This is a genomic window from Streptococcus infantis (assembly GCF_047465525.1).
Lineage (GTDB): Bacteria > Bacillota > Bacilli > Lactobacillales > Streptococcaceae > Streptococcus > Streptococcus infantis_R.
The window spans coordinates 80,768-103,652 of record NZ_JASGZS010000005.1 but is presented as its reverse complement, the minus strand read 5'-3'; the positions used below and the strand labels follow the sequence as shown (position 1 = coordinate 103,652).

Sequence of the window (22,885 nt, the reverse complement as noted above, 5' to 3'; positions counted from 1 at the left end):
TGCATGTATTAGGCACGCCGCCAGCGTTCGTCCTGAGCCAGGATCAAACTCTCATTAAAAGTTTGAGTTCTCACTCATTTCTGTCACTGACAGATTTATTGTTTTTTTCATTGTTCAGTACTACAACCTTAGTTGTAGTGCCCTGCACATTGGTTCGTCTTGTTCAGTTTTCAAAGGTCTTTGTCACTCACTTCTCTCAAGTGACAACTATATTAGTATATCACAGCCGCTTTCGCTTGTCAACACTTTTTTGAAACTTTTTTTAATTTTTTTCATCTAGTGTTTCATCTGCAATATACTATAGTCCGTACGGGATTCGAACCCGTGTTACCGCCGTGAAAAGGCGGTGTCTTAACCCCTTGACCAACGGACCGGAGTTGTTATTTTCAACTCTTACTATTATACCGACTTTTCTTACTTTGTCAACACCTTTTTTAATTTTTTTTCATTTCTCCTGAATTACTTCCTTCAGCTCTCTGAGAAGGGCTTTGCGGCCTTTAAAACGTTCGTCTGCCCAGAGGCGTTCGTAGGCTTCTTGTTTATCTTGTGGTAATTTTCTTCTATATGTATCCAACAATTCATGAAGGGCGTAGTAATCATCCAACCACAATCCTCCTTCTGGTAGTCGATGGCTAATCTCCCCTACTTCTTCATAGGCCATCCGGTCTAGGCGACGTTTTTGACTCTCTTGTTTTCTGACACTATCAAGGATTCGATTGCGAAATTTTGTTTTGAAGTAGACGTAGAGTTTCTTTTCTTCTTCCACTAGTTCTGGATGCTTTTCTAGAAGTTCATGGAGACAGATCATGCCTTCTTGGTCCCAATCCTCTTTCTCCCACAGGTGGAGATAGTAGTCTTTTCTACATTTATGAACAATTCCTTTTACCTTTGCATAATATTTCTCAAGCATTTGCTTTCCCCCTTTCTCTGCTTGTAGTATAGCAGAGAAAGGGGGAAAGAGGGGTTTTGGTTTCTGTCTTGTGCTGTTTTTACTCTCTAATGTTATGGCAATTGTGAATACTGACATGTGAGAGTAAAAAAAGACAAAGATTTGAATCCTTGTCTTTTAGCTTATAAACGTATTAGCGAAAGAGATCTACAATGGTATCCCAAACTGTCTGAGCTTTTTCTTTAATCTTAGCATCTGAAATAGCTTTTCCTGCTTCATCGACCAGATTTTGCGCCCGTCCACGAATATCTGATAGGATATCATCAGACTGTGCACTAGTATCACTGGTAGTTTGTTTAGGTGTATTTTCTGGTGCAATACCATTCATTTTATAAGCATTTTCAACTGTAAAAGTGCTGCCTGGTGTATAAGGAAGAATTGTTTCTGCCATACTTCTAAAAATGTGTGCAGCACCATTCGAAGTCGAACCTGCTAGATAATGATTTTCATCAGTAGTAGGGAAACCAAGCCAGTGGCTAATCACTAAATCAGGGGTATACCCAATCACCCATTGATCACTGGTATATTCTGGGTTAAAGGCTGCCTCTGTTGTTCCTGTTTTTCCTGCCATGACATAATCATCCGGAGACGAACTGACTCCTGTACCATTTGTAAAAGTACCTAACATCATACTAGTCATTTTATCAGCTACCGATTTGTCAACCACTCGTTTTTGAGTATTTTTATGAGTAGCAATCACTTGACCACTAGCATTTTCAATACGGGTGATAAAGTGAGCATCCGGCATGAGTCCTTCATTTGCAAACACTGCGTAGGCTTGGGCCATCTGAAGAGGGTTAGTCTCTACGCCGCCACCTAAAGCTACTCCAAGCACACGATCTACATCGCTCATGTTGAGACCAAACTTTTCACCCGCTTCAAAGGCTTTATCAATTCCAAGTTCTTTAACAGTAGCTACTGCAGGTAAATTTAGAGATTTAGCCAAAGCTTGATACATGGGTACTTCTCGTGATGTCTTGATTCCTGCGTAGTTGTCTACTTTATAATCACCATATTGCATGGTATGATTATCCAACTCCTTATTAAGAGACCAACCCGCTTCAACCGCTGGCGTGTACACTATCAAGGGTTTAATAGTCGACCCTGGACTTCTTTTTGATTGAGTTGCATAGTTAAAATTCCTGAAACCTGTCTTATCATCCCCTGCCACTCGACCAACAACTCCTCGAACTCCACCCGTTTTTGGCTCCAAAGCGACACTACCAGACTCTGCATGTGTCCCATCTTCAGCTGTCGGAAAGAGCGAAGTATTTTGATAGATAACCTGCATATTTGCTTGGTAATTTTGATCTAGCTCCGTATAAATTCGATAACCGTTATTAACGATTTCTTCCTCTGTTAGATTATACTTTTCAATAGCTTCATTAACAACTGCATCAAAATAAGAAGGATAACGGTAGTCTGATATTTTCCCTTCATAACTATCTTTCAATTGAGAAGCCATATCAACACTTGCTGCTTCCTTATTTTTATCAAGGTAGCCAGCAGCCACCATATTTTGCAAGACAGTATCTCTTCGATTAGTTGAATGCTCAATAGAATTCAGAGGATTGTACAATTCTGGGCCTTTAAGCATACCTGCTAAAGTGGCGGCTTCATCAAGAGTTAATTCCGATGCTGAAACACCAAAGTACTTTTTACTAGCATCCTCAACACCCCAAACTCCATTACCAAAGTAGGCATTGTTCAAATACATGGTTAGAATTTCTTTTTTACTATATTTTTTGGTTAATTCTAAAGCAAGAAAGAATTCTTTAGCCTTTCTCTGAACAGTTTGGTCTTGTGAAAGATAAGCATTTTTCGCCAACTGTTGAGTAATTGTAGATCCACCACCCGAGCGACCAGCTGTTAGGATAGCTAGGAAAAAGCGACCATAGTTAATTCCACTATTTTTATAGAAGCTTCTATCTTCTGTCGCAATAACAGCATTCTGCAAATCTTCACTAATTTCCGAGAGCTCAACATAGGTCCCTTTTTGGCCTGACAAGGCACCAGCCTCATTCTCTTCTCTGTCAAAAATCACCGTTCGTGTTTTCAAAGCATTCTGCAAGTCTGTAACATTTGTCGATTTAGCCAAGGCAAATAGATAGGCCCCAACAAACAAGCTTGCACTTAGTCCAAGAATTAGAAAGATTTTGGTCAAATGATAGCGACGCCAAAATTTTCGAATAGGTCCGACTTGCCCAACTTTCTTTCGCCCACCTCTTGACCGTCTTAAATTAGTTGAGATATTTTCTTCATTATTAGCTTCGTCGATTTCTATTTTTTCCATCTCAGCTTCTTCTTTTTTAAATAAAGAAAGAAACTTTTCAAATAATGTATCTAATTTCATGCGTTTATTTTATCATCTTCCCCATAGGAAGACAAGAATTTAGCTAGTTTCTCTATCCAAATAATCTATTTTTTGTTACAATATCTGTATGAAATTTACCTTTGTTATCCCTGATTCTCTTCCTGAAATGACTGTCAAAATCTTCTTGGAGGAGCAACTACTCATTCCGAGAAAAATACGGCATTTCTTGAGAATTAAAAAGCACATTCTCATCAATCAAGAAGAAGTCCACTGGCATCAAACTGTCAAATCCGGAGATGAATGTCAACTGATTTTCGATGAGGAGGATTATCCTACAAAAGAAATTGTTTGGGGGAATCCTAATCTTGTCCAAGAAGTCTACCAAGACCAACATTTGATTATCGTTAACAAACCTGAAGGTATGAAGACTCACGGGAATCAACCAGATGAGATTACTCTTCTCAACCATGTCACCGCCTATGTAGGCCGGACTTGCTATGTCGTTCATAGACTAGACAAAGAAACAAGTGGACTCGTACTATTTGCTAAAAATCCATTTATACTGCCTATCCTCAATCGATTATTGGAGAAAAAAGAAATCTCCCGCGAGTACTGGGCTCTGGTTGAGGGAAAAATAGGAACTAAAGAGCTTGTCTTTCGAGACAAAATCGGTCGCGATCGTCACGATCGTAGAAAACGGGTGGTGGATTTCAAAAATGGTCAATATGCTGAAACTCATGTAACTCGATTGAAACAATTTCAAAACAAAACTAGTCTCGTTCGTTGTAGATTAAAAACAGGGCGAACTCATCAGATTCGAGTTCATCTATCTCACCACGGACATCCAATCCTTGGAGACCCTCTCTACAATCCACATTCAAAAACTAAAAGACTAATGCTTCATGCATTTAAACTTTCCTTTGTCCATCCTCTGACTTTAAACAAATTAAGCTTTACTGCGCTATCAGACACATTTGAAAGAGAATTAAACCAAAATGGATGACACTATCATCCATTTTTTCTTATAGATATCAAAAAAAGCAAGACCAGTTGGCCTTGCTTTTATCGACTCAAGAATTATTTAGCAATTTTAGCGAAGTATTCAAGAGTACGTACAAGTTGTGCAGTGTATGACATTTCGTTGTCGTACCATGAAACAACTTTAACCAATTGTTTACCGTCAACGTCAAGAACTTTAGTTTGAGTTGCGTCAAACAATGATCCGTAAGACATACCTACAACATCTGAAGATACGATTGGATCTTCTGTGTAACCGTATGATTCATTGGCTACTGCTTTCATAGCTGCATTCACTTCATCAACAGTAACGTTCTTTTCAAGAACAACTACCAATTCAGTTACTGAACCAGTTGGTGTAGGAACGCGTTGTGCAGCTCCGTCAAGTTTACCGTTCAATTCTGGGATTACAAGACCGATAGCTTTAGCAGCACCAGTTGAGTTAGGTACGATGTTAGCAGCACCAGCGCGAGCACGACGGAGGTCACCTTTACGGTGTGGTCCATCAAGAATCATTTGGTCACCAGTGTAAGCGTGGATAGTAGTCATCAATCCTTCAACAACACCGAAGTTATCTTGAAGAGCTTTAGCCATTGGAGCCAAGCAGTTTGTAGTACATGAAGCACCTGAGATAACTGTTTCAGTACCGTCAAGAACGTCGTGGTTAGTGTTAAATACAACTGTTTTAACATCTGATCCACCAGGAGCAGTGATAACAACTTTTTTAGCTCCACCTGGGTGCAAGTGTTTTTCAGCAGCTGCTTTAGTAGCAAAGAAACCAGTTGCTTCAAGAACGATTTCTACACCGTCGTTAGCCCAGTCAATTTGTTCTGGATCACGTTCAGCAGAAACTTTAACGAATTTACCGTTAACTTCAAATCCACCTTCTTTAACTTCCACAGTTCCGTCGAAACGACCTTGAGTTGTGTCATATTTCAACAAGTGTGCAAGCATAACTGGATCTGTAAGGTCGTTGATGCGAGTAACTTCAACACCTTCTACGTTTTGGATACGGCGGAAAGCAAGACGACCGATACGTCCGAAACCGTTAATACCAACTTTAACTACCATTAGTGATTTCCTCCTTATGAAAATCATGAAAATTTTATTGTGAAAAGAGTAACTTGAATCACTACAAATCACCTTTCAACATACCTATTATATAACTATTTGAGTTTAATTGCAAGCGCTGGCCTTGTTTTTCTGATAAGCTTTGGTAATATTTTCATTTCTTTACTTAGCCTTGCAACCTACTCCAATTCTATGCATTTCTTAATAAAAATATATTCTCTAAGCATAAAAACCGAGGTTTACCCTCGGTTTTGGCTGATAATCAATTATTTACGACGTCCTGGACGTTCTGCATAACCATAATAAGCATCTGCCATGATTTCTTCCATGTCAGCTACCATCGGCAAGCGTGGGTTAGCAGGTGAACATTGATCCTCATAAGCAAGCAAGGCAATTTCATGCAAGCTGTCTTTCCAAGCTTTTTCATCAATTCCTTGATCCTTGAAGTTCATCTTGATACCTACTGCAACACCAAGTTCGTAAACCGCTTTAGCGTATGCTTCAACTGCTTCTTCTGGAGTTGAGTGAGGCAAGCCAAGCATTTTCGCGATGTCTTGGAATTTCTCATCAGCTTTCCAGTAGTTATATTTAGGCCATGTAGTAGTCTTAGATGGACGAGTTCCGTTGTAACGGATAACGTATGGAAGCAAGATTGCATTTGTACGTCCGTGAACAGTGTGGTGAACCGCACCAATCTTATGGGCCATTGAGTGACTCATACCAAGGAAGGCATTGGCGAAGGCCATACCAGCCATTGTAGAAGCATTATGCATTTTTTCGCGAGCTTCTGGATCAGCTGTCTTAACTGATTTTTCTAACCATTCGAAGACAAGCTTGATTGTTTGAAGAGCGATACCATCTGTATAATCATTAGCGAAGTTTGAAGTGTAAGCTTCGGTAGCGTGAGTCAACACGTCCATACCTGTATCGGCAGCGATGAAGTCAGGAACTGACTCAACCAAAGCAGGGTCAACAATGGCAATAGTCGGTGTCAATGAGTAGTCAGCCAATGGGTATTTGCGGTTGTTTTTCTTATCAGAGATAACGGCAAATGGTGTTACTTCTGAACCTGTACCTGAAGTTGTTGGAATACCAATGTATTTCGCTTTCTTACCAAGTGATGGGAAGCGGAAGGCACGTTTACGGATATCCATGAATTTTTGAACCAAGTCACGGAAGTCGATTTGTGGTTGTTCGTAGAAGAGCCACATTACTTTAGCCGCATCCATTGGAGAACCACCACCAAGTGCGATGATTGTGTCTGGTTCAAATTTTCGCATCACTTCAGTTCCACGTTCTACAGTTGTGATATCTGGATCTGGTTCAACGTCTGAGAAGACTTGGACAGTTACACGGTTGCTACGTTTGTTCAATTGGTCGATAATGCGTTGAACGAAACCGAGTTTTTCGATAGATTTGTCTGTAACAATCATAACGCGTTCAATATCTTCACATGTTTGAAGGTATTGGATAGAATTGCGTTCGAAGTAAATTTTTGAAGGAACTTTAAACCATTGCATATTATTTCTACGTTTCCCTACTTTCTTGATGTTTAGAAGGTTGATCGCGCTCACGTTATCACCAACTGAGTTGCGTCCGTATGAACCACATCCAAGTGTCAATGATGGGATGAAGGCATTGTAAACGTCACCGATACCACCGAAAGTAGATGGAGAGTTCCAGATAATCCGCATAGCTTTGATTTCTGTACCAAAACGTTTAGCAAGCTCTTCGTCTTTTGTATGGATAGCTGCTGAGTGACCAAGTCCATTGAACTCAACCATTTGGCGAGCTTTTCTAAGACCATCTTCTGTATCTTCGGCTTTTAGGACAGCGATAACTGGTGACAATTTTTCACGAGTTAATGGTTCTTTTGGTCCTACTTCTGCACATTCTGCAGCCAAGATGTTTGTTCCTTCTGGAACAGAGAATCCAGCTTGCTCAGCAATCCATGCAGCTGGTTTACCAACGATGTTTGCATTTAGTTTAGCACCAGCACAGTTTTTGCTGTTAGCTTTCACACCAAAGCAGAATTCTTCGAGAAGAGCTTTTTCTTTTTTGTTTACGAAATAAGTGTGATATGACTTGAATTCTTCAACAAATTCATCATAAACTTCTTTATCAATGATAACTGCTTGTTCTGACGCACAGACCATACCATTATCAAATGATTTAGACATAACGATGTCGTGAGCAGCTTGACGGAGGTCGGCAGATTTTTCTACATAAGCAGGAACATTCCCGGCACCTACCCCAAGTGCTGGCTTACCACATGAGTAAGCAGCTTTAACCATGGCATTACCACCAGTTGCGAGGATAGTCGCAACACCTTCGTGGTTCATAAGTGCTCCAGTTGCTTCCATTGATGGTTCTGTAATCCATTGAACACAGTTTTCAGGAGCACCAGCTGCAATCGCTGCGTCACGAACAATTTGTGCTGCGTGTGCTGATGATTCTTGTGCTGATGGGTGGAAAGCGAAAACGATTGGGTTACGTGTTTTCAAAGCAATCAATGATTTGAAGATAGCTGTTGAAGTTGGGTTTGTTGTTGGAGTGACACCGCAGATTACACCTACAGGTTCTGCAATTTTAGTCAAACCTGTAATTGGGTCCTCTTCAATAACTCCAACTGTTTTAACGCCACGCATATTGTTTACTACGTGCTCACAGGCAAAAAGGTTTTTTGTTGCCTTATCTTCGAATACCCCACGTCCAGTTTCTTCAACTGCATGTTGTGCAAGAATTCCGTGTGCATCAAGTGCTGCAACCGAAGCTTTTGCCACGATATAGTCAACTTGCTCTTGGTTCAACTTGCGCATCTCATCAAGCGCAACCAAGGCTTTTTTCACGAGACCATCGACATGCTTTTCAGCAGCAAGTTGTTTTTCCTCAGGTGTTACTGTTTTTTTATCAGCCATATTATCCTCCATAGCCTTTAAGGATTTTATCCTTTGTTAATTTTTTCACAAGTCTATTATAACTCTTTTTTAAACATTTGTAAACAGTTTCATGAGTATTTCACAAACTTTTTTTATTTGTTTGTGAAAACAATTTCAAACATACCCACACATGCACTTTTTCACTTAAAGTTTGTGAATTATTCCATGAAAGTTTTATTTTTCACAAACTTAGTTGTAAAACAGTCTTGTAAGCCGTTTTTATTTCCGTGTAAGCGCTTTCTGTTATTCTGGAAGAATACCTCCTTCTAGGAGGAGGTTATTGTGCTTGTTGAAATAAACCTTGTTTGAAGTCCCCTTCATAGACTACTTCTTGTTCGGTAGTCAGTTTTCCTTTTCCTTCAGCTTGGCCATTTACAAAGTCTCCCTCATATACCCAACCTGCTTTAGCTTGGTAGGTACCTTTACCATTGAAGGCACCATTGCTAAATTCTCCAGTATAGGTATCACCGTTTGAGAAGGTAACAGTGCCCTGACCATTCATCTTACCACGAACTAGGCTCCCGTCATAAATAATAGCATCGTTATCAAGCTTAAGAACGCCCTGTTTTGGAAGATTTGTCAGAAATACGAGACCTGCGCAGACAACAATGACGATTACTGTCGCAATTTCTAGTCGAGGACGTGTCAAATAGACACTGTATTTTTCATAGAGTTTCTTTATATTTTCCATTTTCACTCTCATTTTCTAAGCGACCTAACCAAGCCTGGCAACCAGTTAAAACTCGGTCATAAGTTTCTTCAAAATCACCTGTATACCATGGGTCTGGAACGCTTTCAGATGCAAACGCTTGGATCTTATCTTGTTGATCTTGTGGGCACATCTGATATAAGTCAGCAAGGTTAGACTCATCCATCCCAATGATATAGTCAAAATACTCAAAGTCATTTTTAGAAATTTGTTGGGAAGTTTTCGAAGTATCATAAGGAACGCCATGGCTTCGAAAGATTTCTTGTGTCCCTTTGTGGATCGGATTACCATGTTCCCAGGAAGAAGTCGCTCGGCTTTGAACCTCATACTTATCGGTCAAGAATTTCATCACAAATTCCGCCATAGGACTGCGACAAATATTACCAAGGCAAACAAAAACAACTTTTTTCATCATTGTCCCTCATCTTCATAGAAAAAGGGGTATAAGATTAACCCCGTTTTATTCTTCAATAGCACTGCCTTCTTCGATAACTGCACCTTCAGGTGTGACAGCTTCTTTGACTGGCAAAACTGTTCTAATTGCACCTAATTCGAAAGTCAAGTATACTCCGTCTACATCAAGTACAATCGTTTTGTTTTCAGTATCAACTTCGTCAACTGTACCGTAGAGACCACCGATAGTGATGACTTCGTAGCCTTTTTGAAGTTTGTTGAGGCTCTCCATACGTTTTTCAGCTTGTTTTTTTTGAGAACGTTGCATGAAAAACATCAAGCCAAACATCAAAACAAGCATAATCAAGAATGTTAAATTCCCACCCATTATTTTTTCTCCTTTGTAATTCAGATAAAACTACTATATCAAATTTCACTTATTTTTACAAGATTGCACCTTGATTTTAGGTCAATAAAAAACCAGAGCAAATGCCCTGATTTTTCTTATTTCAAGTTGTTTACAAGTTCTACTAAGTTTTCAACTGTAAATCCATATTCGGTTAAAACTTTTGGTGCTGGGGCAGATGCTCCAAAGGTATCAATACCAAGAACTGCTCCATCAAGACCAACGTATTTATACCAGTTTTGAGTTGCTCCCATTTCAACTGCTACACGGCGACGAACTGCATTTGGTAGAATCTCTTCTTTGTAGGCTGCATCTTGTGCATCAAATACATCTGTAGATGGCATGCTGACTACGCGAACTTTGCCACCTTGACTTGCCAATTCTTGAGCAGCTGCAACAGCCAGATTAACCTCTGAACCTGTTGCAATCAAGATAGTGTCAAAGTCAGTTGCATTTTCATAGACAACATAAGCACCTTTCGCAACCTTGTCAAAGTCTGTTCCTTCTTCAACAGTCAAGTTTTGACGAGTCAAGACAAGAACAGTTGGTGTTTTCTCGCTCTTCACTGCAAGGTACCAAGCTGCTTGAGTTTCACGCGCATCTGCTGGACGGAAAACATTGAGGTTTGGAATCGCACGAAGACCTGCCAAGTGCTCAATTGGTTCATGAGTTGGACCATCTTCTCCGACTGCGATTGAATCGTGGGTGAAGACATAAGTTACAGGAAGACCTTGCAAGGCAGACAAGCGTATAGCCGCTTTCAGGTAGTCTGAGAACACGAAGAATGTTCCACCATAAACACGAAGTCCACCGTGAAGAGCCATTCCGTTCAAGACAGTACCCATAGCAAATTCACGAACACCAAACTGGATGTTACGATTTAAGCGATTTGCATCGTCCTGAAGTCCATCAGTTTTGATGTAAGTCATATTTGAATGAGCAAGGTCAGCTGATCCGCCAAGGAAGGTTGGCAATTTAGCAGCCACTACATTCAAAGCATCCTGACTTGAGTTACGAGTCGCTTGAGAGAAGCCATTTTCTAAAGCTGGGAAGTCTTCTGGAGTCACCTCAACTGGATCGCGTCCGTCGATAATTGCTTCCACTTCTGCAGCAAGTTCTGGGTGAGCTTCTTTATAATCTGCGACTAGTTTTGTCCATGCTTCATATGCCGATGCACCACGATCTGCAACATTTTCTTTGAAATCAACATAAACTTCTGCTGGAATTTCAAATGGTTCATAGTTCCAACCAAGTGCTTGGCGAGTTGCTGCAGTTTCATCTGCTCCAAGAGGGGCACCGTGTACGGCATTAGTCCCTTGTTTGTTTGGAGAACCATAACCAATAACAGTTTTCACTTCGATCAAAGATGGTTTTCCTGAAGCCTTAGCTTCTTCAATAGCAGCATGAATAGCTTCTAAATCTGTACCATCTTCAACCAAGGCTGTATGCCAACCGTAGGCATTGTAACGATCGCGAACACTTTCTGTGAATGAATCTTTTGTCTCACCATCCAAGTTGATATCATTTGAATCATAAAGAACAACCAACTTGTCAAGCTTTTGCAAGCCTGCATAAGAAGCAGCTTCGCTTGAGACACCTTCCATCAAGTCACCATCTCCACAGATAACGTAAGTGTAGTGGTCAAAGATGTTATAACCTTCACGGTTGTACTTAGCCGCAAGGAAACGTTCTGCTTGTGCAAAACCTGTCGCAGTCGCAATCCCTTGTCCTAGAGGACCTGTTGTTGCATCAACCCCTGCTGTATGACCAAATTCTGGGTGACCTGGAGTTTTAGAGCCCCATTGACGGAAGTTCTTCACTTCATCCATACTCACATCTTCAAAACCAGAAAGGTGGAGAAGGGCATAAAGAAGCATTGAACCATGACCAGCTGAAAGAATAAAACGGTCGCGGTTAATCCAGTTTGGTTGAGCTGGATTGATACGAAGTTCTTTAGTGAATAGGCTGTAGGCCATCGGTGCAGCTCCCATAACCACCCCTGGGTGACCTGAGCTCGCTTTATTGATAGCGTCAATACCTAGAAAACGAATCGCATTAACAGATAGATTTGACATAGAATTTCCTTTCTCTTTGAGGTGATAGGTCTATCACATATTCTATTTGTACTATTATATGAAAATTATCCGTATCGTGCAACATACGGATAACCTCCAGAAAAAATTTTTATATTAAAGCAAGGCTTTGAATTGGATATTTGAGTCTTGTTCGAAGCAGTCATCAAAACCACGTGGGTGATGGTATTCTATTAAGTGTTGGTCTTGAGGATAAGTGTATTTACCACCAACTTCCCAGATAAATGGATGGAAATCGTATTGCAAGCGATCTTTTCTCATTTTCCAAAGTTCTAGGATTTCATTTGTAGAAGCCATGAAGTTAGACCAGATATCATAGTGAACTGGAATAATGACTTTTGCACGAAGATTTTCTGCCATGCGAAGAAGGTCGATAGAAGTCATTTTATCTTGGATACCTACTGGATTTTCACCATAGTTATTCAAAGCAACATCAATTTTGAAGTCTTTACCATGTTTTGCAAAGTAGTTTGAGAAGTGAGAATCCGCACCATGATAGATGGTTCCACCTGGTGTTTCAAAGACATAGTTAACAGCCTTTTGAGCCATTTCTTCATCTGTAACAGCCAACCCAGCAAGTTCACCACCTGTTTCGTCAGCTCCATTTACTGGTAGAGTTACCAAGCAAGTACGGTCAAATGATTCTACTGCATGAATCTTCATGTCTTTTAGTTCAATAGTATCACCTGGTTTGACAACGATGATTCGTTCTTTTGGAACACCCCAGCTTTCCCAGATTCGACCACAATGGTAAGGACCGATAAACTTAACATGCTCTAACTTAGGATTGTTGAGAATCGCTGCAGCTGTGTATGGATCGATATGGTCACTGTGGAAGTGTGAAACCAAGTAGTAGTCGAGTTCGTTGATAGCAAATGGATCAATAACCATTGGCTGAACACGCAAGTTTGGTTGCAACTTACGAACACCTGCCATATTTGCCATTTGGTGCCCACGAACCATATCTTTCACTTTTTTGGTTGATTTTCCACGGTTTGACCAAAGGTCCATGACAACGTTAGCACCGCCTGGTGTTTTAATCCAAGTACCACAGTTGCCTAGCCACCACATGGCGAAGTTGCCTTCAGGCACGACTTCTTCTTCGATTTCTTCATTCAACCATGTTCCCCACTCTGGGAAAGTAGCTAAAATCCATGATTCTCTCGTAATTTCTTTTACGTTTGGCATTTGAAATCCTCCATATTTTGTTCAAGTATTTATTTCATACTTAGTATAACACCGACCGATATATTAAAAAAGACCAAGAAAAACACAGGTTTGTGTTCATCATTGGACTGTGATGTTTATGATTCATCTAAAAAAGCTTGGATGACTAATTCTTGGTTGATTAAAAGTTGAATTTCTTCTTGTAATTTTGCCGCTGCATGTTTATCAGATATATAGGTGCCGATAATGGTTGATAGATTTTCCTTGAAGGTTCGACCGTCTTTTCTGAGGACCTTATTCTTCATAAAGTCTGTTATGCGTAAAATATCTTCTGCCTCAAGTATAGGATTTACCTTTAAAACTGGGAAATGACTCTCAAGTTCATCGTTGGTTGTGATTAGTAAATCAACCTGAGTAATATCCTCTACACTTTTGAACTGCTCAGTTGTAAAGACTGCCCCTATCTGTTCATTTGGAAGATAGAATCGACACTGTTTGAGTAAAAGTTTAGAGACGCCCACTCCTTCATCACACACAATATAAATCTTCTTGGTATTGTTTTGAATCGATGGAGTATACTTTAAAAAACCTCCAACATGAATGGTCAGATAGGCAATCTCATCATCCGTCAATCGAATCTGCCAAGCCTCTTCTAACACTTCTGCACATTTTTTTGTAATTACGAAAAGTTCACTATACTTAGAACGAATCTGACGTGTCAAAGGATTTTTTGAGAAAATACCATAGTTCTTTCTGAATAATAGCGCCTTACAATGAATCACAAGATTCCTCAATAAGTCTTCTTTCTGTTCAATCTCCATTCTGGTTTGGGATTCAAAATACCAAATAAACTCTTCTAAAGCCATTCTCAAATGCTGAAAATCTTTACTTTCTGCATGGATGTCTCGATCTTTTCGATAGGATAACAAAAGAATGGCTAACAGAGATCTATCTAATTCTGAAAATGAGATTCCAAATGTTTCAAACAAGCGCTCTCCTAGTTTTTTGGATACCTGATATTCAATTCTCTTTCGAATCAATGAAAACTCTTGCTCAATTTCTTGGTGTTTGTCCTGATTACGAGTAACGGTATCACATCCAAGTAGAAGATAGGGGAGGACCTGTAACATAAAAGTGACTTCGTGATGGTTTATTTTTTTCCCCAAATCTTGCTCAACCAACGGAACCTGTTTTTTGAGAAATTGATTGACCTCATCGGAAAGAAGCATCTCACCGTCTAATCTTTCCTTGATTTTTTCCTCTAAAATAGCAACAAAGGCTGGATTTTCCTCCATAAAGATATGATAGAGAAGGGATTGAAGATACTGGATTTTATTAAGAGGATGTGCATTTAGATAGTAACCGCGAGATTTACTAACTTGAAGCGTTACTTGATACTGCTCTAATGTTAGCTGGTAACGAATGGTATTTAAATCATTTAGGACCGTATTTCGAGAGACTTCTGTTAATTCCATGAGTTTTTCAAGCGTGATTCTCTCTTTAGAAATACCAATCAGAAGGAGCATCAGCTGCATCCGCTCGTTGGCACTCATGATGTAATCATAAGAATCAACTTCGTCTAATAATTGACGACAAGCTTCTCTTTGTTCATCGGTCAAGTAAATACCAATCCGAGGCAGACTGATGATATGCAAATTCTCATCGTCCAAAGCATCATTGATTTTATCAATGTGATAGTAGATTTTTCTTCGAGATTGAACTAGATCTTTTGAAATCGTCATAATCGTTTTGGATGTTTCTTGATCCATCAAATATTGAAGCAAGTCACAGCTCGCCTTATCTAAAACCATAATTCATACTCCTCTATTTGTCAATCGCTTCCAAAACAACTTTATAATGGTATCACATTCGTACAGACTTTGCAATTATATGCTGTAAACTCCGAACAGTGGATACTGACAACTACAAAAGCGAGGCTTGGATCGAAAGCTCCTAGCCTCTTTTCAATTCAATTTCTTATTTCTTTTGACCGTAATAAGCATTTGGTCCATGTTTACGTTGGTAGTGTTTTTCTAGGATGTACTGAGGGGCAGGTTCAACTCTTGGATTGATTTGCTCTGTAAAGCGATTCATCTTAGATACTTCCTCTAATACAACAGAGTGATAGACAGCATTCTCTGGGTTTTTGCCCCAGGTGAATGGACCGTGATTACGTACGACAATCCCTGGTACTTCAACAGGGTTGAGACCACGACGTTCAAACTCTTCTACGATAACTAGGCCAGTATCTTTTTCATAGGCTACTTCTACTTCATCCTTAGTCAAACTACGAGCGCAAGGGATTGAACCGTAGAAGTAGTCTGCATGGGTTGTTCCGTAGAAAGGAATATCACGACCTGCCTGAGCCCAACCAACGGCTTCAGTCGAATGGGTATGGACCACACTACCAATCTCTGGCCAAGCCTTATATAACTGCACATGAGTTGGAAGGTCCGAAGATGGTCTTAGATCTCCTTCTAGAACCTTGCCATCCAGGTCAGTTACCACCATATTTTCAGGTGTCAATTCGTCATAATCTACACCTGATGGTTTGATAACAATGACACCGAGTTCGCGATTGACTTCCGATACATTGCCCCAGGTAAATTTAACAAGTCCATGTTTTGGCAATGATTGATTGGCATCACAGACCCGTTTACGCATATCATTAATTACTTGATTCATCTTACATCAGACCTGCTTTCTTAATAAGTGGGTAGAGAAAAGCTTGCGCCTCTTGAATGGCTGCGCGTGTTTCTTCTACAGTTTCACAATTTTCAGACCACATTTCGATTAGGAAAGGTCCATTATAATTGGTTTGCTTTAAAATATCGAAAGCTTCTTCCCATTTGACACAACCTTGCCCGAAAGGTACATCTCGGAATTGGCCCTTTGAACTTTCTGTCACTGCATAAGTATCCTTGAGATGGAGAGCTGCAATTGCATGATGGCCGAGATAAAATTCACTGTAAACATCATTATTCCATGCAGACACATTACCAATATCTGGATAGACAAAGAGGTATGGAGAGTCAATTTCTTTCTCTATAGCCAAGTATTTTTCGATGCTATTGATGAAAGGATCATCCATAATTTCAATGGCAAGTACCACCTGAGCTTCTTCAGCCCAGTCACAAGCTTTTCTCAAATTTTTGATAAAACGTTGGCGTGTCTGGGGTGACTTTTCCTCATAGTAAACATCGTAACCAGCTAATTGAATCGTACGAACTCCCAAATCCTGAGCTAATTCGATACATTTTTTCATGAGTTCCAGAGATTTTTCCTCTAGAACTGGATCATTTGATCCCAATGGGTAACGACGATGACCTGAAAAACAGATAGAAGGAATACGAACTCCAGTTTCATAAATCGCTTTGACAACTTCCAAGCGCTCTTCCTTGCTCCAGTCAAGTCTTGCTAAACGCTCGTCACGTTCATCAATAGACATCTCGACAAAATCAAAGCCTAACTCCTTAGCAAAATTTAAACGTTCTAGCCAAGTAAAGTGTGTCGGGGTTGCCTTTTCATAAATTCCAATTGGACGTGCCATGGTTTACCCCCAAATTCGTTTGATTTCATCCTTGAAGGCACGCGCTGCTCCTGCTGGATCCGCAGCCTCCGTAATTCCACGACCTGCGATAAAGGTAAAGACATCAACGCCTTCAAAGAGTTTGAGAGTATCTACATCTAGACCACCTGTTACAGAAACTCGGAAGCCCATGTCAATGAGTTTTTTAACCTTATTAAGGTCTTTTTCACCCCAAGTTTCACCAGCAAGAAGGGCATCACGAGATTGGTGATAGATAGCTTGTGAGATACCTGCATCTAGCCAAAGCTGAGCTTGTTCAAAAGTCCAATCACCATAAAGCTCGATCTGGATTTCGCCTCGGTCCCCACGTTCAGCCTTGATAGCCTTTAGAGCTGCTTCCATAGTAGGGATGGTTGCACAACAGATACAAGTCATCCAATCTGCTCCACGAACGGCATTATTTTGGGCAACTGTTCCACCAGCATCGGCACATTTTGTGTCTGCCACAATAATCTTATCTGGGAAAAGGCTACGCAAGACTTCAACCAGTTCACTTCCAACTTGAAGCAAGCAAACAGTTCCAGCTTCGATAATATCTACTTCGTGACCAACAGAAACAGCTGCTTTAATCGCTCCTTGCAAGTCTGAATGGTCTAATGCAACTTGTAAATTAGGTATTCTTTTTGTCATCTCTTTGTTCCTCTTTCTAACTTTCCAAATCCAATCCTTCAAGATAAGGGCTATCCTTAGATTCTTCGATCATCGCCAAGACATCTTCTTTAGTCTGACAAGCCTGTAAACGTGCGATAGAATCTTCTAATTCAAACAAGGCAATGATTTGTGGAATAGCTACACTCGTGTGAATTTTTGAGCTTGTTGCTGCTAGTGCAAGCAAAACAGAGACCTCTTTCCCATCTGAAAATACAACAGGATTTTGTAATGTAATCAATGAAAAGGCATCTCTTTGCACTCCAGCCTCTGGTCTAGCATGAGGCATGGCCATACCTGGCATTAAGATATAGTAAGGGCCATACTCTTCAGTTGATTCGATGATAGCATCGTAATACTCTGGCAAAATTGCCCCACTTTCAATCAAGGGATCTACTGCTACCTTGACTGCTTCTTTCCAATCGTTAGCCTCTAACCCTAGTCGGATCGAGTCATTGTCAATTAAAGCTTGTTTTAAATTCATATCTGCCTCCTTTATTTAAAGAGGGAGAAGGACAGAAACGATAACTCTCAGTTTCTGTCCAGCCCCCTCCAACCTTTTACTGTAGTGCTTGACTGAGTTTTTCAGTGATTTCTTTATCATCCATCAAGTTGTCAAGTCCAATTAACTTCCCATTAGTCCGACCTTCCAATTCTTGGATCAAATGAAGAGAAGCGATTACGATGTCATAGCCTGCTGCTAAACCTTTTGCTTCACCAACACTGCATGAATTGACTGTAAAGTCTGTTTGATTAAGCTTACGGAGGGCATTTTCAACCTTCATCTTGATAACCATAGATGAACCCATTCCATTTCCGCACGCTGCTAATACTTTAACCATTTTATTTCTCCTTTTCTAGACACTAAGCTTCTTCTTGAACTTCACCCTTGTAATATTTCTCTTTATCTTTTGCTTTTGCAAATTGAAGTTGAGGAATAACGAGCAAGAAGAGACATACAAGTACATAACCAACAATACCGAGGTATTTGAAGATATAACCAAATCCAAGCCATGGGAATTCAAAGTCGATATTTCCATGGTAACCACCGTAAGATGCTAAGTCGAGAAGGGCTACACAGAGAGCTCCTAGAGCAACTTGGAGGACACCTGAAATGAAGGATAGGATAACGGCTGCTTTCCATCCGCCACGCTTATCAGCATAGACCGCGATGGCTGCATTATCAAAGAACACTGGTACAAATCCTGTAATAATAAGGATAGGGTTTTTAAAGACGATGAGCAAGACAATTGTGATCAATTGACCAATCAAACCAAAGGCAAATCCTGACAAGACCGCGTTTGGAGAACCAAATCCATAAGAAGCTGCAACGTCAACCGCTGGGAATGAACCAGGCAACAATTTGTTTGAAATACCTTGGAAGGCATTTGTCAACTCAGATACGAACATGCGGACACCTTGCATCAAAACGAACAAGTAAACAGAGAAGGTGAAAGCTGTTTGGATAATGTACATAAAGAAATCTTGTTTTGCAGGATTGAATAGAGTTCCTGAAGTGATGACTTCTTTATTAGACATAATGTCTGGACCCAAGATTAAAAGAATGGCTCCGAAGAATACGAGCATCAAGGTAGCAGATGCAACAACTGTATCGTGGAAAATTGAGAGGAACTTAGGCAATTTAAGATTGTCTAGACTTTCTTCTTTCTTACCAAAGCGTCCTGCTACTTTATCTACAAACCAGATTGCAAATTGTTGTTGGTGACCAATTGCAAATCCGCCACCACCAGTCAAGCGTTGAGTTGCCTCAACAGTCATATTTGAACTAACTGCCCAGTAAAGGCCACAGATGATACCGATAGCCGCTGTACCATAAGCATTTCGCAATTGTGGGACTAAGAATAGAACCATAAGAGATACAGTCGCAGCTTGTTGTACCATGATGTGACCAGTAATAAAGAGGGTTCTTACTTTCGTAATCTTGCGTAGAGCTACAAGCAAGATATTTACTCCAAAACCGATCAATAGAGCTGTAGTTGCAGTTCCGACGAAATCTGGAAACTCAGCTGCAATTTTGTTGTTTGCTGCAGCAAGGCCAAAGTAAGGGTCGATAACCGCTGCACCAATTTGGAATTTGTAGTTAAGGGCTGCTAAGATCGGACGGAAGGTTGTAACCAAACCACCAGCACCCACGTTGAGCAACATATATCCTACTGTTGCTTTAACGAAACCTGAGAAAACATCATGAGCAGGTTTTTTCAACAGTGCGTATCCTATCAACACCAATAAACCTACGAAAAATGCGGGATTCTGCAAAATATTGCTAGAAAACCAATTTAGAACACTTGAAATGACTTCCATAATTGTTCTCCTTTTGAATTGTTTTTGTAAGTTTATTATATAATGTGAAAACGGAAACAAAAAGACCAAGAATTACACAGCGGACTGTTCACTCTTGGACTGTATGATTTATAATATTTTACGGATTATCTGATTTTCTCGTAGCTAGATAATAGGGAAGAATTGTAGAATAAGACTTCAGTAGAGCTTTTACGATTTCTTCTTCAGATGAATTTGCAGTCACTGGAACATCTACCTTAACTAAAACCTTTCGGACTTCTTGATGGGATAGTTTTTCTCTTAAAATTTGACGATTTTCCTCAGTAGCCTCCATCTTGTGACTTTCTCCATTTGAGTAGACTAGATAGTAAATCCCTTCTACCACTGGAACTTCTAAGACCTTGGCTTGTTTGTCTAATGTTCGCTCATCCTTCTTACGTTCGATAAAACTCACTTCTAGTGAAACTCCAAAATCAGAAGGGCTTCCATACAAACGAAGGGCCAACATAGGTTCTGTCACTCTTCCCTCACGCTGTAGATAGGCCCAGAAATGGGGTCGCAAACGTTGGGCTTGATTCATCCATTGACTCGTCCCTTGGAGATCCCATTCTGGATGTCTTTCTTGAAAAGCCTTGGCTAAGTGTGTAAAGACCTTTCTAGCCTCCTGCCCCTTGCTCCTCAAATAAAGCATTTTTTCAGCTTCTTGACCTGCCTTCTCGGGTTTTTGATACTGTAAACCAGAGTAAGCTAGATATTCTCTCATTGTATTCAACATAGGCTCAACCTCCCTTAGCTAGCAAAAAATCAGGGTGCCCCTGATTTTGCTTTGATTATTCTGTATCAACCACAACGTAACGATTTGGTTCATCACCTTCTGAATAACTAGTGACACCCTCCATACGTGAAATAATACGATGGATGATTTTACGTTCGCTACTAGACATTGGATCAGTCACCTGACTACGCCCCTCTTCTAGGACACGTGTAGCTAACTTCTGTGCATAGCTCTGCAAGACTTCTGCACGGTGCTCTACATAATCATTAACATTGATGGTAATATAGAAGGTTCTTGAATAGCGGTTATAAAGATAATTTTGCGCTAAAAGCTGGAGAGATTTCAAAACCTTACCATGGTAACCTATAATACGACCCGGTTCATTGGTATCAATTTGCATATTGATAGAACGGCGATTTGAGGTACTTGAAATTGCTCCCTCAACATCCATATCATCAATAATACCTTGAACATAGTTGGTCACTTCTTCGACCACCTGGTCAATATCATAGGTCGGTTCAATCTTCAAACCTAGATTTTCTAAATCATCATTCTGCTCGACTTCTTCCTGCTCTTTAGATTCTTCTGGCAGTAAATCTTTTAGAATGGCAATATGACCAGTCTCCTCTAAAATTGTACTAGCCTCTTTCTCATTTTTTAGAATTTCGGCCTTAACCTCTTCAGAGATTCCTTGTCCTTCTTCCTCGATTTTTTTGATTGCTTCAACAACATGACCTAAGTCTACTGTTGCCTCACTAACAGTCTTAACGGGTTCGTTCTTAGCATTAACTTCCTTTGGAACTCCTTTGACTGCTTGCTGATTTGCCTTCACAACAGTTGTCTCACTAATTGCTTCGATATCAACTTGCGCTGGTTTCTTCCCAAAAAGGCCAAAGAAACCTTTTTTCTCCCTTGAGACAACCTTAATATGCGCCTTCATTCTAGGAATCCCCAATTCCTTCAATCCCGTTTGGATTGCTTCCTCAACAGTTGAACCTGTAAATAATACCATTACAAGATTCCTCCTTACTTTTTCTTTTTCTGTGCTTTCTTGAGAGCTTTTCTCTTCTTGATTTCTAAATCCTTCTTAGCCTGTACTCCCGCCTCACGCTCTGCAATAATCTTAAATGGATTGTTGAGCAAATAGGTTTGGAGCACCTGATAAGCATTGGATACCGCCCAGTATAAGGCAACCCCACTTGGTGAATACATGGCAAAGAAGAAAATCATGACTGGCATTGCATACATCATCCCTGTCATGGCGCCATTTTTCTCAACCATGGCCTTATTGGATAACCAGGTGCTAAGGAAAGTAAAGATAGCTGCCAAAATAGGCAAAACAAAAGTCGTATCAACACCACCAAGGTTAATCCATAAGAAATGACCCGTTTTTAGAAATTCTACCCTACTCAAAGCTTGAAACAAGGCCAACAAGACTGGCATTTGGATTAAGATTGGCCAAAGAGAAGCTGACTGTTTGACACCATGTTGCTTGAACAACTGACGCATTTCTTGGTCCAACTTGGTACGGCTCTCCATATCCCGTCCCGGATAACGTTCTCGCAACTCCTTAACCAGTGGTTGTACTTCTTGCATCTTTCTAGATGCCACCATTTGTATCTGAAAGACTGGTAAAAGAATGGTTCTGATTAGAAGGGTAAATAAAATAATCCCCAGACCAATACTTGTATCAAATGATAAAAAGCGAATGGTTTCAGCAAAAAAATAAACAAATTTACTCCAAAAACCTGTTGATTCAGCTGTAATCTCACTCGTCGTACCACTAGTCGTGCAGGCGCTCATCACAAATAAAGCAAGCACCATTAAGCTAGTCAACTGTAATTTCTTTTTCACTCCCATTTCCTTCCTGGTAAATCTTTGATAACTTTAATACGTGAAGTAGATTTTTTCCCATTTCCGCGTAGTCCAAGATTTCAACACCTTTTCGAGCAATCACAACAAAATCTACATTTTCAACCAGCTGATTTTTATGTTCAATCAAAATATGTCGAATTCTTCTCTTGATCTGATTCCTCGTGACAGCGTTTCCTAATTTTTTACTGACAGATAGACCAACTCGAAAATGCTGTTCATTATTTTCTAATCGATAAATAACAAATTTACGATTAGCAAAACTCTCCCCTTTTTTAAATATTGCACTAAAATCTTTCTCTTTTTTTACACGAAAGCGTTTTTTCAAAATTCAACTCCATCTATTAAAACTACTACTATTATACCATAATTTTTAAAAAAGCCAATCATAGCAAGGTTTTAGCCCATTTTACAGAATGAAAAAACTGGTTTTATCCTTTAAATCATCTTATTTTTGAACAAATTTACAAATTTGAACATGCTACTTTCTTTATTTTCTCTTGATATAAAACAAAAGTCACTCCAAAGAGTGACTTTTGTAGGAGATTATTATGAAAAAGTTAGGATTTTAATTAAATAAAGTTAGGAGGTCTTTATTTAATGATAGTAGTATACAGGTCTATCCTTAAATCCAGCTTAAAT

The 22,885-nt window shown here is 39.9% G+C and carries 21 protein-coding genes, 1 tRNA gene and 1 rRNA gene; 1 reads left to right on the top strand and 22 read right to left on the bottom strand.

Translation table 11 applies throughout. From position 1 onward, the window contains the following. The 4 genes from QM374_RS02970 to pbp2a form a co-directional block, all read right to left on the bottom strand. A 16S ribosomal RNA gene (locus QM374_RS02970) occupies window positions 1-59 on the bottom strand; the annotation flags it as partial. Between the two features lie 242 nt (window positions 60-301). After that, window positions 302-373: transfer RNA gene (locus QM374_RS02965), tRNA-Glu, on the bottom strand. Between the two features lie 72 nt (window positions 374-445). After that, window positions 446-910 carry a sigma-70 family RNA polymerase sigma factor gene (locus QM374_RS02960; RefSeq protein WP_311523487.1) on the bottom strand — a complete coding sequence of 155 codons (465 nt, stop codon included), beginning with the start codon at window positions 908-910 and terminating at the stop codon, window positions 446-448. Window positions 911-1,082: 172 nt separating this feature from the next. Continuing rightward, the gene (pbp2a, locus tag QM374_RS02955) at window positions 1,083-3,302 is read right to left on the bottom strand and encodes a penicillin-binding protein PBP2A (RefSeq protein ID WP_414310808.1); all 2,220 of its coding nucleotides are present in this window, start codon (window positions 3,300-3,302) and stop codon (window positions 1,083-1,085) included. Between the two features lie 88 nt (window positions 3,303-3,390). Here pbp2a and QM374_RS02950 point away from each other — a divergent pair, with 88 nt between their 5' ends. Then, window positions 3,391-4,266: an RluA family pseudouridine synthase gene (locus QM374_RS02950; protein ID WP_414310807.1), complete on the top strand. Its 876-nt coding sequence runs from the start codon at window positions 3,391-3,393 to the stop codon at window positions 4,264-4,266. Window positions 4,267-4,340: 74 nt separating this feature from the next. On the opposite strand, the gene gap is transcribed toward QM374_RS02950, so the two are convergent. From gap to rnpA, 18 genes are all read right to left on the bottom strand, one after another. Beyond that, on the bottom strand, window positions 4,341-5,351 hold the full coding sequence (gene gap / locus QM374_RS02945) for a type I glyceraldehyde-3-phosphate dehydrogenase (protein WP_045762475.1): 1,011 nt from the start codon (window positions 5,349-5,351) through the stop codon (window positions 4,341-4,343). 266 nt (window positions 5,352-5,617) lie between these two features. After that, entirely contained in the window at window positions 5,618-8,269 is a 2,652-nt protein-coding gene (gene adhE / locus QM374_RS02940) for a bifunctional acetaldehyde-CoA/alcohol dehydrogenase (protein WP_414310806.1), read from the bottom strand. 298 nt (window positions 8,270-8,567) lie between these two features. Next, window positions 8,568-8,981 (bottom strand): MORN repeat-containing protein, encoded by a 414-nt coding sequence (locus tag QM374_RS02935; protein WP_075230982.1) that lies wholly within the window; start codon window positions 8,979-8,981, stop codon window positions 8,568-8,570. Continuing rightward, a complete protein-coding gene (locus tag QM374_RS02930) occupies window positions 8,956-9,411 on the bottom strand; it encodes a low molecular weight protein-tyrosine-phosphatase (RefSeq protein ID WP_414310810.1) in 456 nt (151 codons plus the stop codon). The genes QM374_RS02935 and QM374_RS02930 overlap by 26 nt, the downstream gene beginning before the upstream one ends. 48 nt (window positions 9,412-9,459) lie before the next feature. Beyond that, window positions 9,460-9,780 (bottom strand): preprotein translocase subunit YajC, encoded by a 321-nt coding sequence (yajC, locus tag QM374_RS02925; protein WP_000509386.1) that lies wholly within the window; start codon window positions 9,778-9,780, stop codon window positions 9,460-9,462. Between the two features lie 116 nt (window positions 9,781-9,896). After that, entirely contained in the window at window positions 9,897-11,873 is a 1,977-nt protein-coding gene (tkt, locus tag QM374_RS02920; protein ID WP_414310805.1) for a transketolase, read from the bottom strand. Between the two features lie 114 nt (window positions 11,874-11,987). After that, the gene (gene ulaG / locus QM374_RS02915; protein WP_126420124.1) at window positions 11,988-13,079 is read right to left on the bottom strand and encodes an L-ascorbate 6-phosphate lactonase; all 1,092 of its coding nucleotides are present in this window, start codon (window positions 13,077-13,079) and stop codon (window positions 11,988-11,990) included. Between the two features lie 116 nt (window positions 13,080-13,195). Next, complete coding sequence (locus QM374_RS02910) at window positions 13,196-14,869, bottom strand: BglG family transcription antiterminator (protein ID WP_414310804.1); 1,674 nt, start codon at window positions 14,867-14,869, stop codon at window positions 13,196-13,198. Between the two features lie 166 nt (window positions 14,870-15,035). Then, complete coding sequence (locus QM374_RS02905; RefSeq protein WP_061863928.1) at window positions 15,036-15,743, bottom strand: L-ribulose-5-phosphate 4-epimerase; 708 nt, start codon at window positions 15,741-15,743, stop codon at window positions 15,036-15,038. A gap of 1 nt (window position 15,744) precedes the next feature. Further along, complete coding sequence (locus QM374_RS02900; protein WP_414310803.1) at window positions 15,745-16,608, bottom strand: L-ribulose-5-phosphate 3-epimerase; 864 nt, start codon at window positions 16,606-16,608, stop codon at window positions 15,745-15,747. A gap of 3 nt (window positions 16,609-16,611) precedes the next feature. After that, a complete protein-coding gene (locus QM374_RS02895; RefSeq protein ID WP_371559975.1) occupies window positions 16,612-17,277 on the bottom strand; it encodes a 3-keto-L-gulonate-6-phosphate decarboxylase UlaD in 666 nt (221 codons plus the stop codon). 16 nt (window positions 17,278-17,293) lie between these two features. Beyond that, a complete protein-coding gene (locus QM374_RS02890; protein WP_061863925.1) occupies window positions 17,294-17,779 on the bottom strand; it encodes a PTS sugar transporter subunit IIA in 486 nt (161 codons plus the stop codon). A 76-nt stretch (window positions 17,780-17,855) separates the two neighbouring features. Beyond that, on the bottom strand, window positions 17,856-18,137 hold the full coding sequence (locus QM374_RS02885) for a PTS sugar transporter subunit IIB (RefSeq protein ID WP_000241466.1): 282 nt from the start codon (window positions 18,135-18,137) through the stop codon (window positions 17,856-17,858). 22 nt (window positions 18,138-18,159) lie between these two features. Next, window positions 18,160-19,617: a PTS ascorbate transporter subunit IIC gene (locus QM374_RS02880; RefSeq protein WP_049548841.1), complete on the bottom strand. Its 1,458-nt coding sequence runs from the start codon at window positions 19,615-19,617 to the stop codon at window positions 18,160-18,162. A 118-nt stretch (window positions 19,618-19,735) separates the two neighbouring features. Beyond that, window positions 19,736-20,371: an HI_0552 family protein gene (locus tag QM374_RS02875; protein WP_414310802.1), complete on the bottom strand. Its 636-nt coding sequence runs from the start codon at window positions 20,369-20,371 to the stop codon at window positions 19,736-19,738. 55 nt (window positions 20,372-20,426) lie between these two features. Then, entirely contained in the window at window positions 20,427-21,383 is a 957-nt protein-coding gene (gene jag, locus QM374_RS02870; RefSeq protein ID WP_049504883.1) for an RNA-binding cell elongation regulator Jag/EloR, read from the bottom strand. 14 nt (window positions 21,384-21,397) lie between these two features. After that, window positions 21,398-22,225, bottom strand: coding sequence for a YidC/Oxa1 family membrane protein insertase (locus QM374_RS02865; protein ID WP_414310801.1), 828 nt, complete (start codon window positions 22,223-22,225; stop codon window positions 21,398-21,400). Beyond that, entirely contained in the window at window positions 22,200-22,571 is a 372-nt protein-coding gene (gene rnpA / locus QM374_RS02860) for a ribonuclease P protein component (protein WP_248035754.1), read from the bottom strand. Before rnpA ends, QM374_RS02865 begins: the two co-directional genes overlap by 26 nt. Window positions 22,572-22,885 lie beyond the last annotated feature (314 nt).

What these genes read in the sequence shown, in the direction of transcription:
- QM374_RS02900 (WP_414310803.1), bottom strand. Translation starts at nt 16,608, where the DNA reads ATGGCACGTCCAATTGGAATTTATGAAAAGGCAACCCCGACACACTTT.
- QM374_RS02950 (WP_414310807.1), top strand. Translation starts at nt 3,391, where the DNA reads ATGAAATTTACCTTTGTTATCCCTGATTCTCTTCCTGAAATGACTGTC.
- adhE (WP_414310806.1), bottom strand. Translation starts at nt 8,269, where the DNA reads ATGGCTGATAAAAAAACAGTAACACCTGAGGAAAAACAACTTGCTGCT.
- QM374_RS02910 (WP_414310804.1), bottom strand. Translation starts at nt 14,869, where the DNA reads ATGGTTTTAGATAAGGCGAGCTGTGACTTGCTTCAATATTTGATGGAT.
- QM374_RS02960 (WP_311523487.1), bottom strand. Translation starts at nt 910, where the DNA reads ATGCTTGAGAAATATTATGCAAAGGTAAAAGGAATTGTTCATAAATGT.
- QM374_RS02885 (WP_000241466.1), bottom strand. Translation starts at nt 18,137, where the DNA reads ATGGTTAAAGTATTAGCAGCGTGCGGAAATGGAATGGGTTCATCTATG.
- QM374_RS02935 (WP_075230982.1), bottom strand. Translation starts at nt 8,981, where the DNA reads ATGGAAAATATAAAGAAACTCTATGAAAAATACAGTGTCTATTTGACA.
- gap (WP_045762475.1), bottom strand. Translation starts at nt 5,351, where the DNA reads ATGGTAGTTAAAGTTGGTATTAACGGTTTCGGACGTATCGGTCGTCTT.
- QM374_RS02890 (WP_061863925.1), bottom strand. Translation starts at nt 17,779, where the DNA reads ATGAATTTAAAACAAGCTTTAATTGACAATGACTCGATCCGACTAGGG.
- QM374_RS02930 (WP_414310810.1), bottom strand. Translation starts at nt 9,411, where the DNA reads ATGAAAAAAGTTGTTTTTGTTTGCCTTGGTAATATTTGTCGCAGTCCT.
- QM374_RS02905 (WP_061863928.1), bottom strand. Translation starts at nt 15,743, where the DNA reads ATGAATCAAGTAATTAATGATATGCGTAAACGGGTCTGTGATGCCAAT.
- ulaG (WP_126420124.1), bottom strand. Translation starts at nt 13,079, where the DNA reads ATGCCAAACGTAAAAGAAATTACGAGAGAATCATGGATTTTAGCTACT.
- QM374_RS02875 (WP_414310802.1), bottom strand. Translation starts at nt 20,371, where the DNA reads ATGTTGAATACAATGAGAGAATATCTAGCTTACTCTGGTTTACAGTAT.
- yajC (WP_000509386.1), bottom strand. Translation starts at nt 9,780, where the DNA reads ATGGGTGGGAATTTAACATTCTTGATTATGCTTGTTTTGATGTTTGGC.
- QM374_RS02880 (WP_049548841.1), bottom strand. Translation starts at nt 19,617, where the DNA reads ATGGAAGTCATTTCAAGTGTTCTAAATTGGTTTTCTAGCAATATTTTG.
- tkt (WP_414310805.1), bottom strand. Translation starts at nt 11,873, where the DNA reads ATGTCAAATCTATCTGTTAATGCGATTCGTTTTCTAGGTATTGACGCT.
- pbp2a (WP_414310808.1), bottom strand. Translation starts at nt 3,302, where the DNA reads ATGAAATTAGATACATTATTTGAAAAGTTTCTTTCTTTATTTAAAAAA.
- QM374_RS02895 (WP_371559975.1), bottom strand. Translation starts at nt 17,277, where the DNA reads ATGACAAAAAGAATACCTAATTTACAAGTTGCATTAGACCATTCAGAC.
- jag (WP_049504883.1), bottom strand. Translation starts at nt 21,383, where the DNA reads ATGGTATTATTTACAGGTTCAACTGTTGAGGAAGCAATCCAAACGGGA.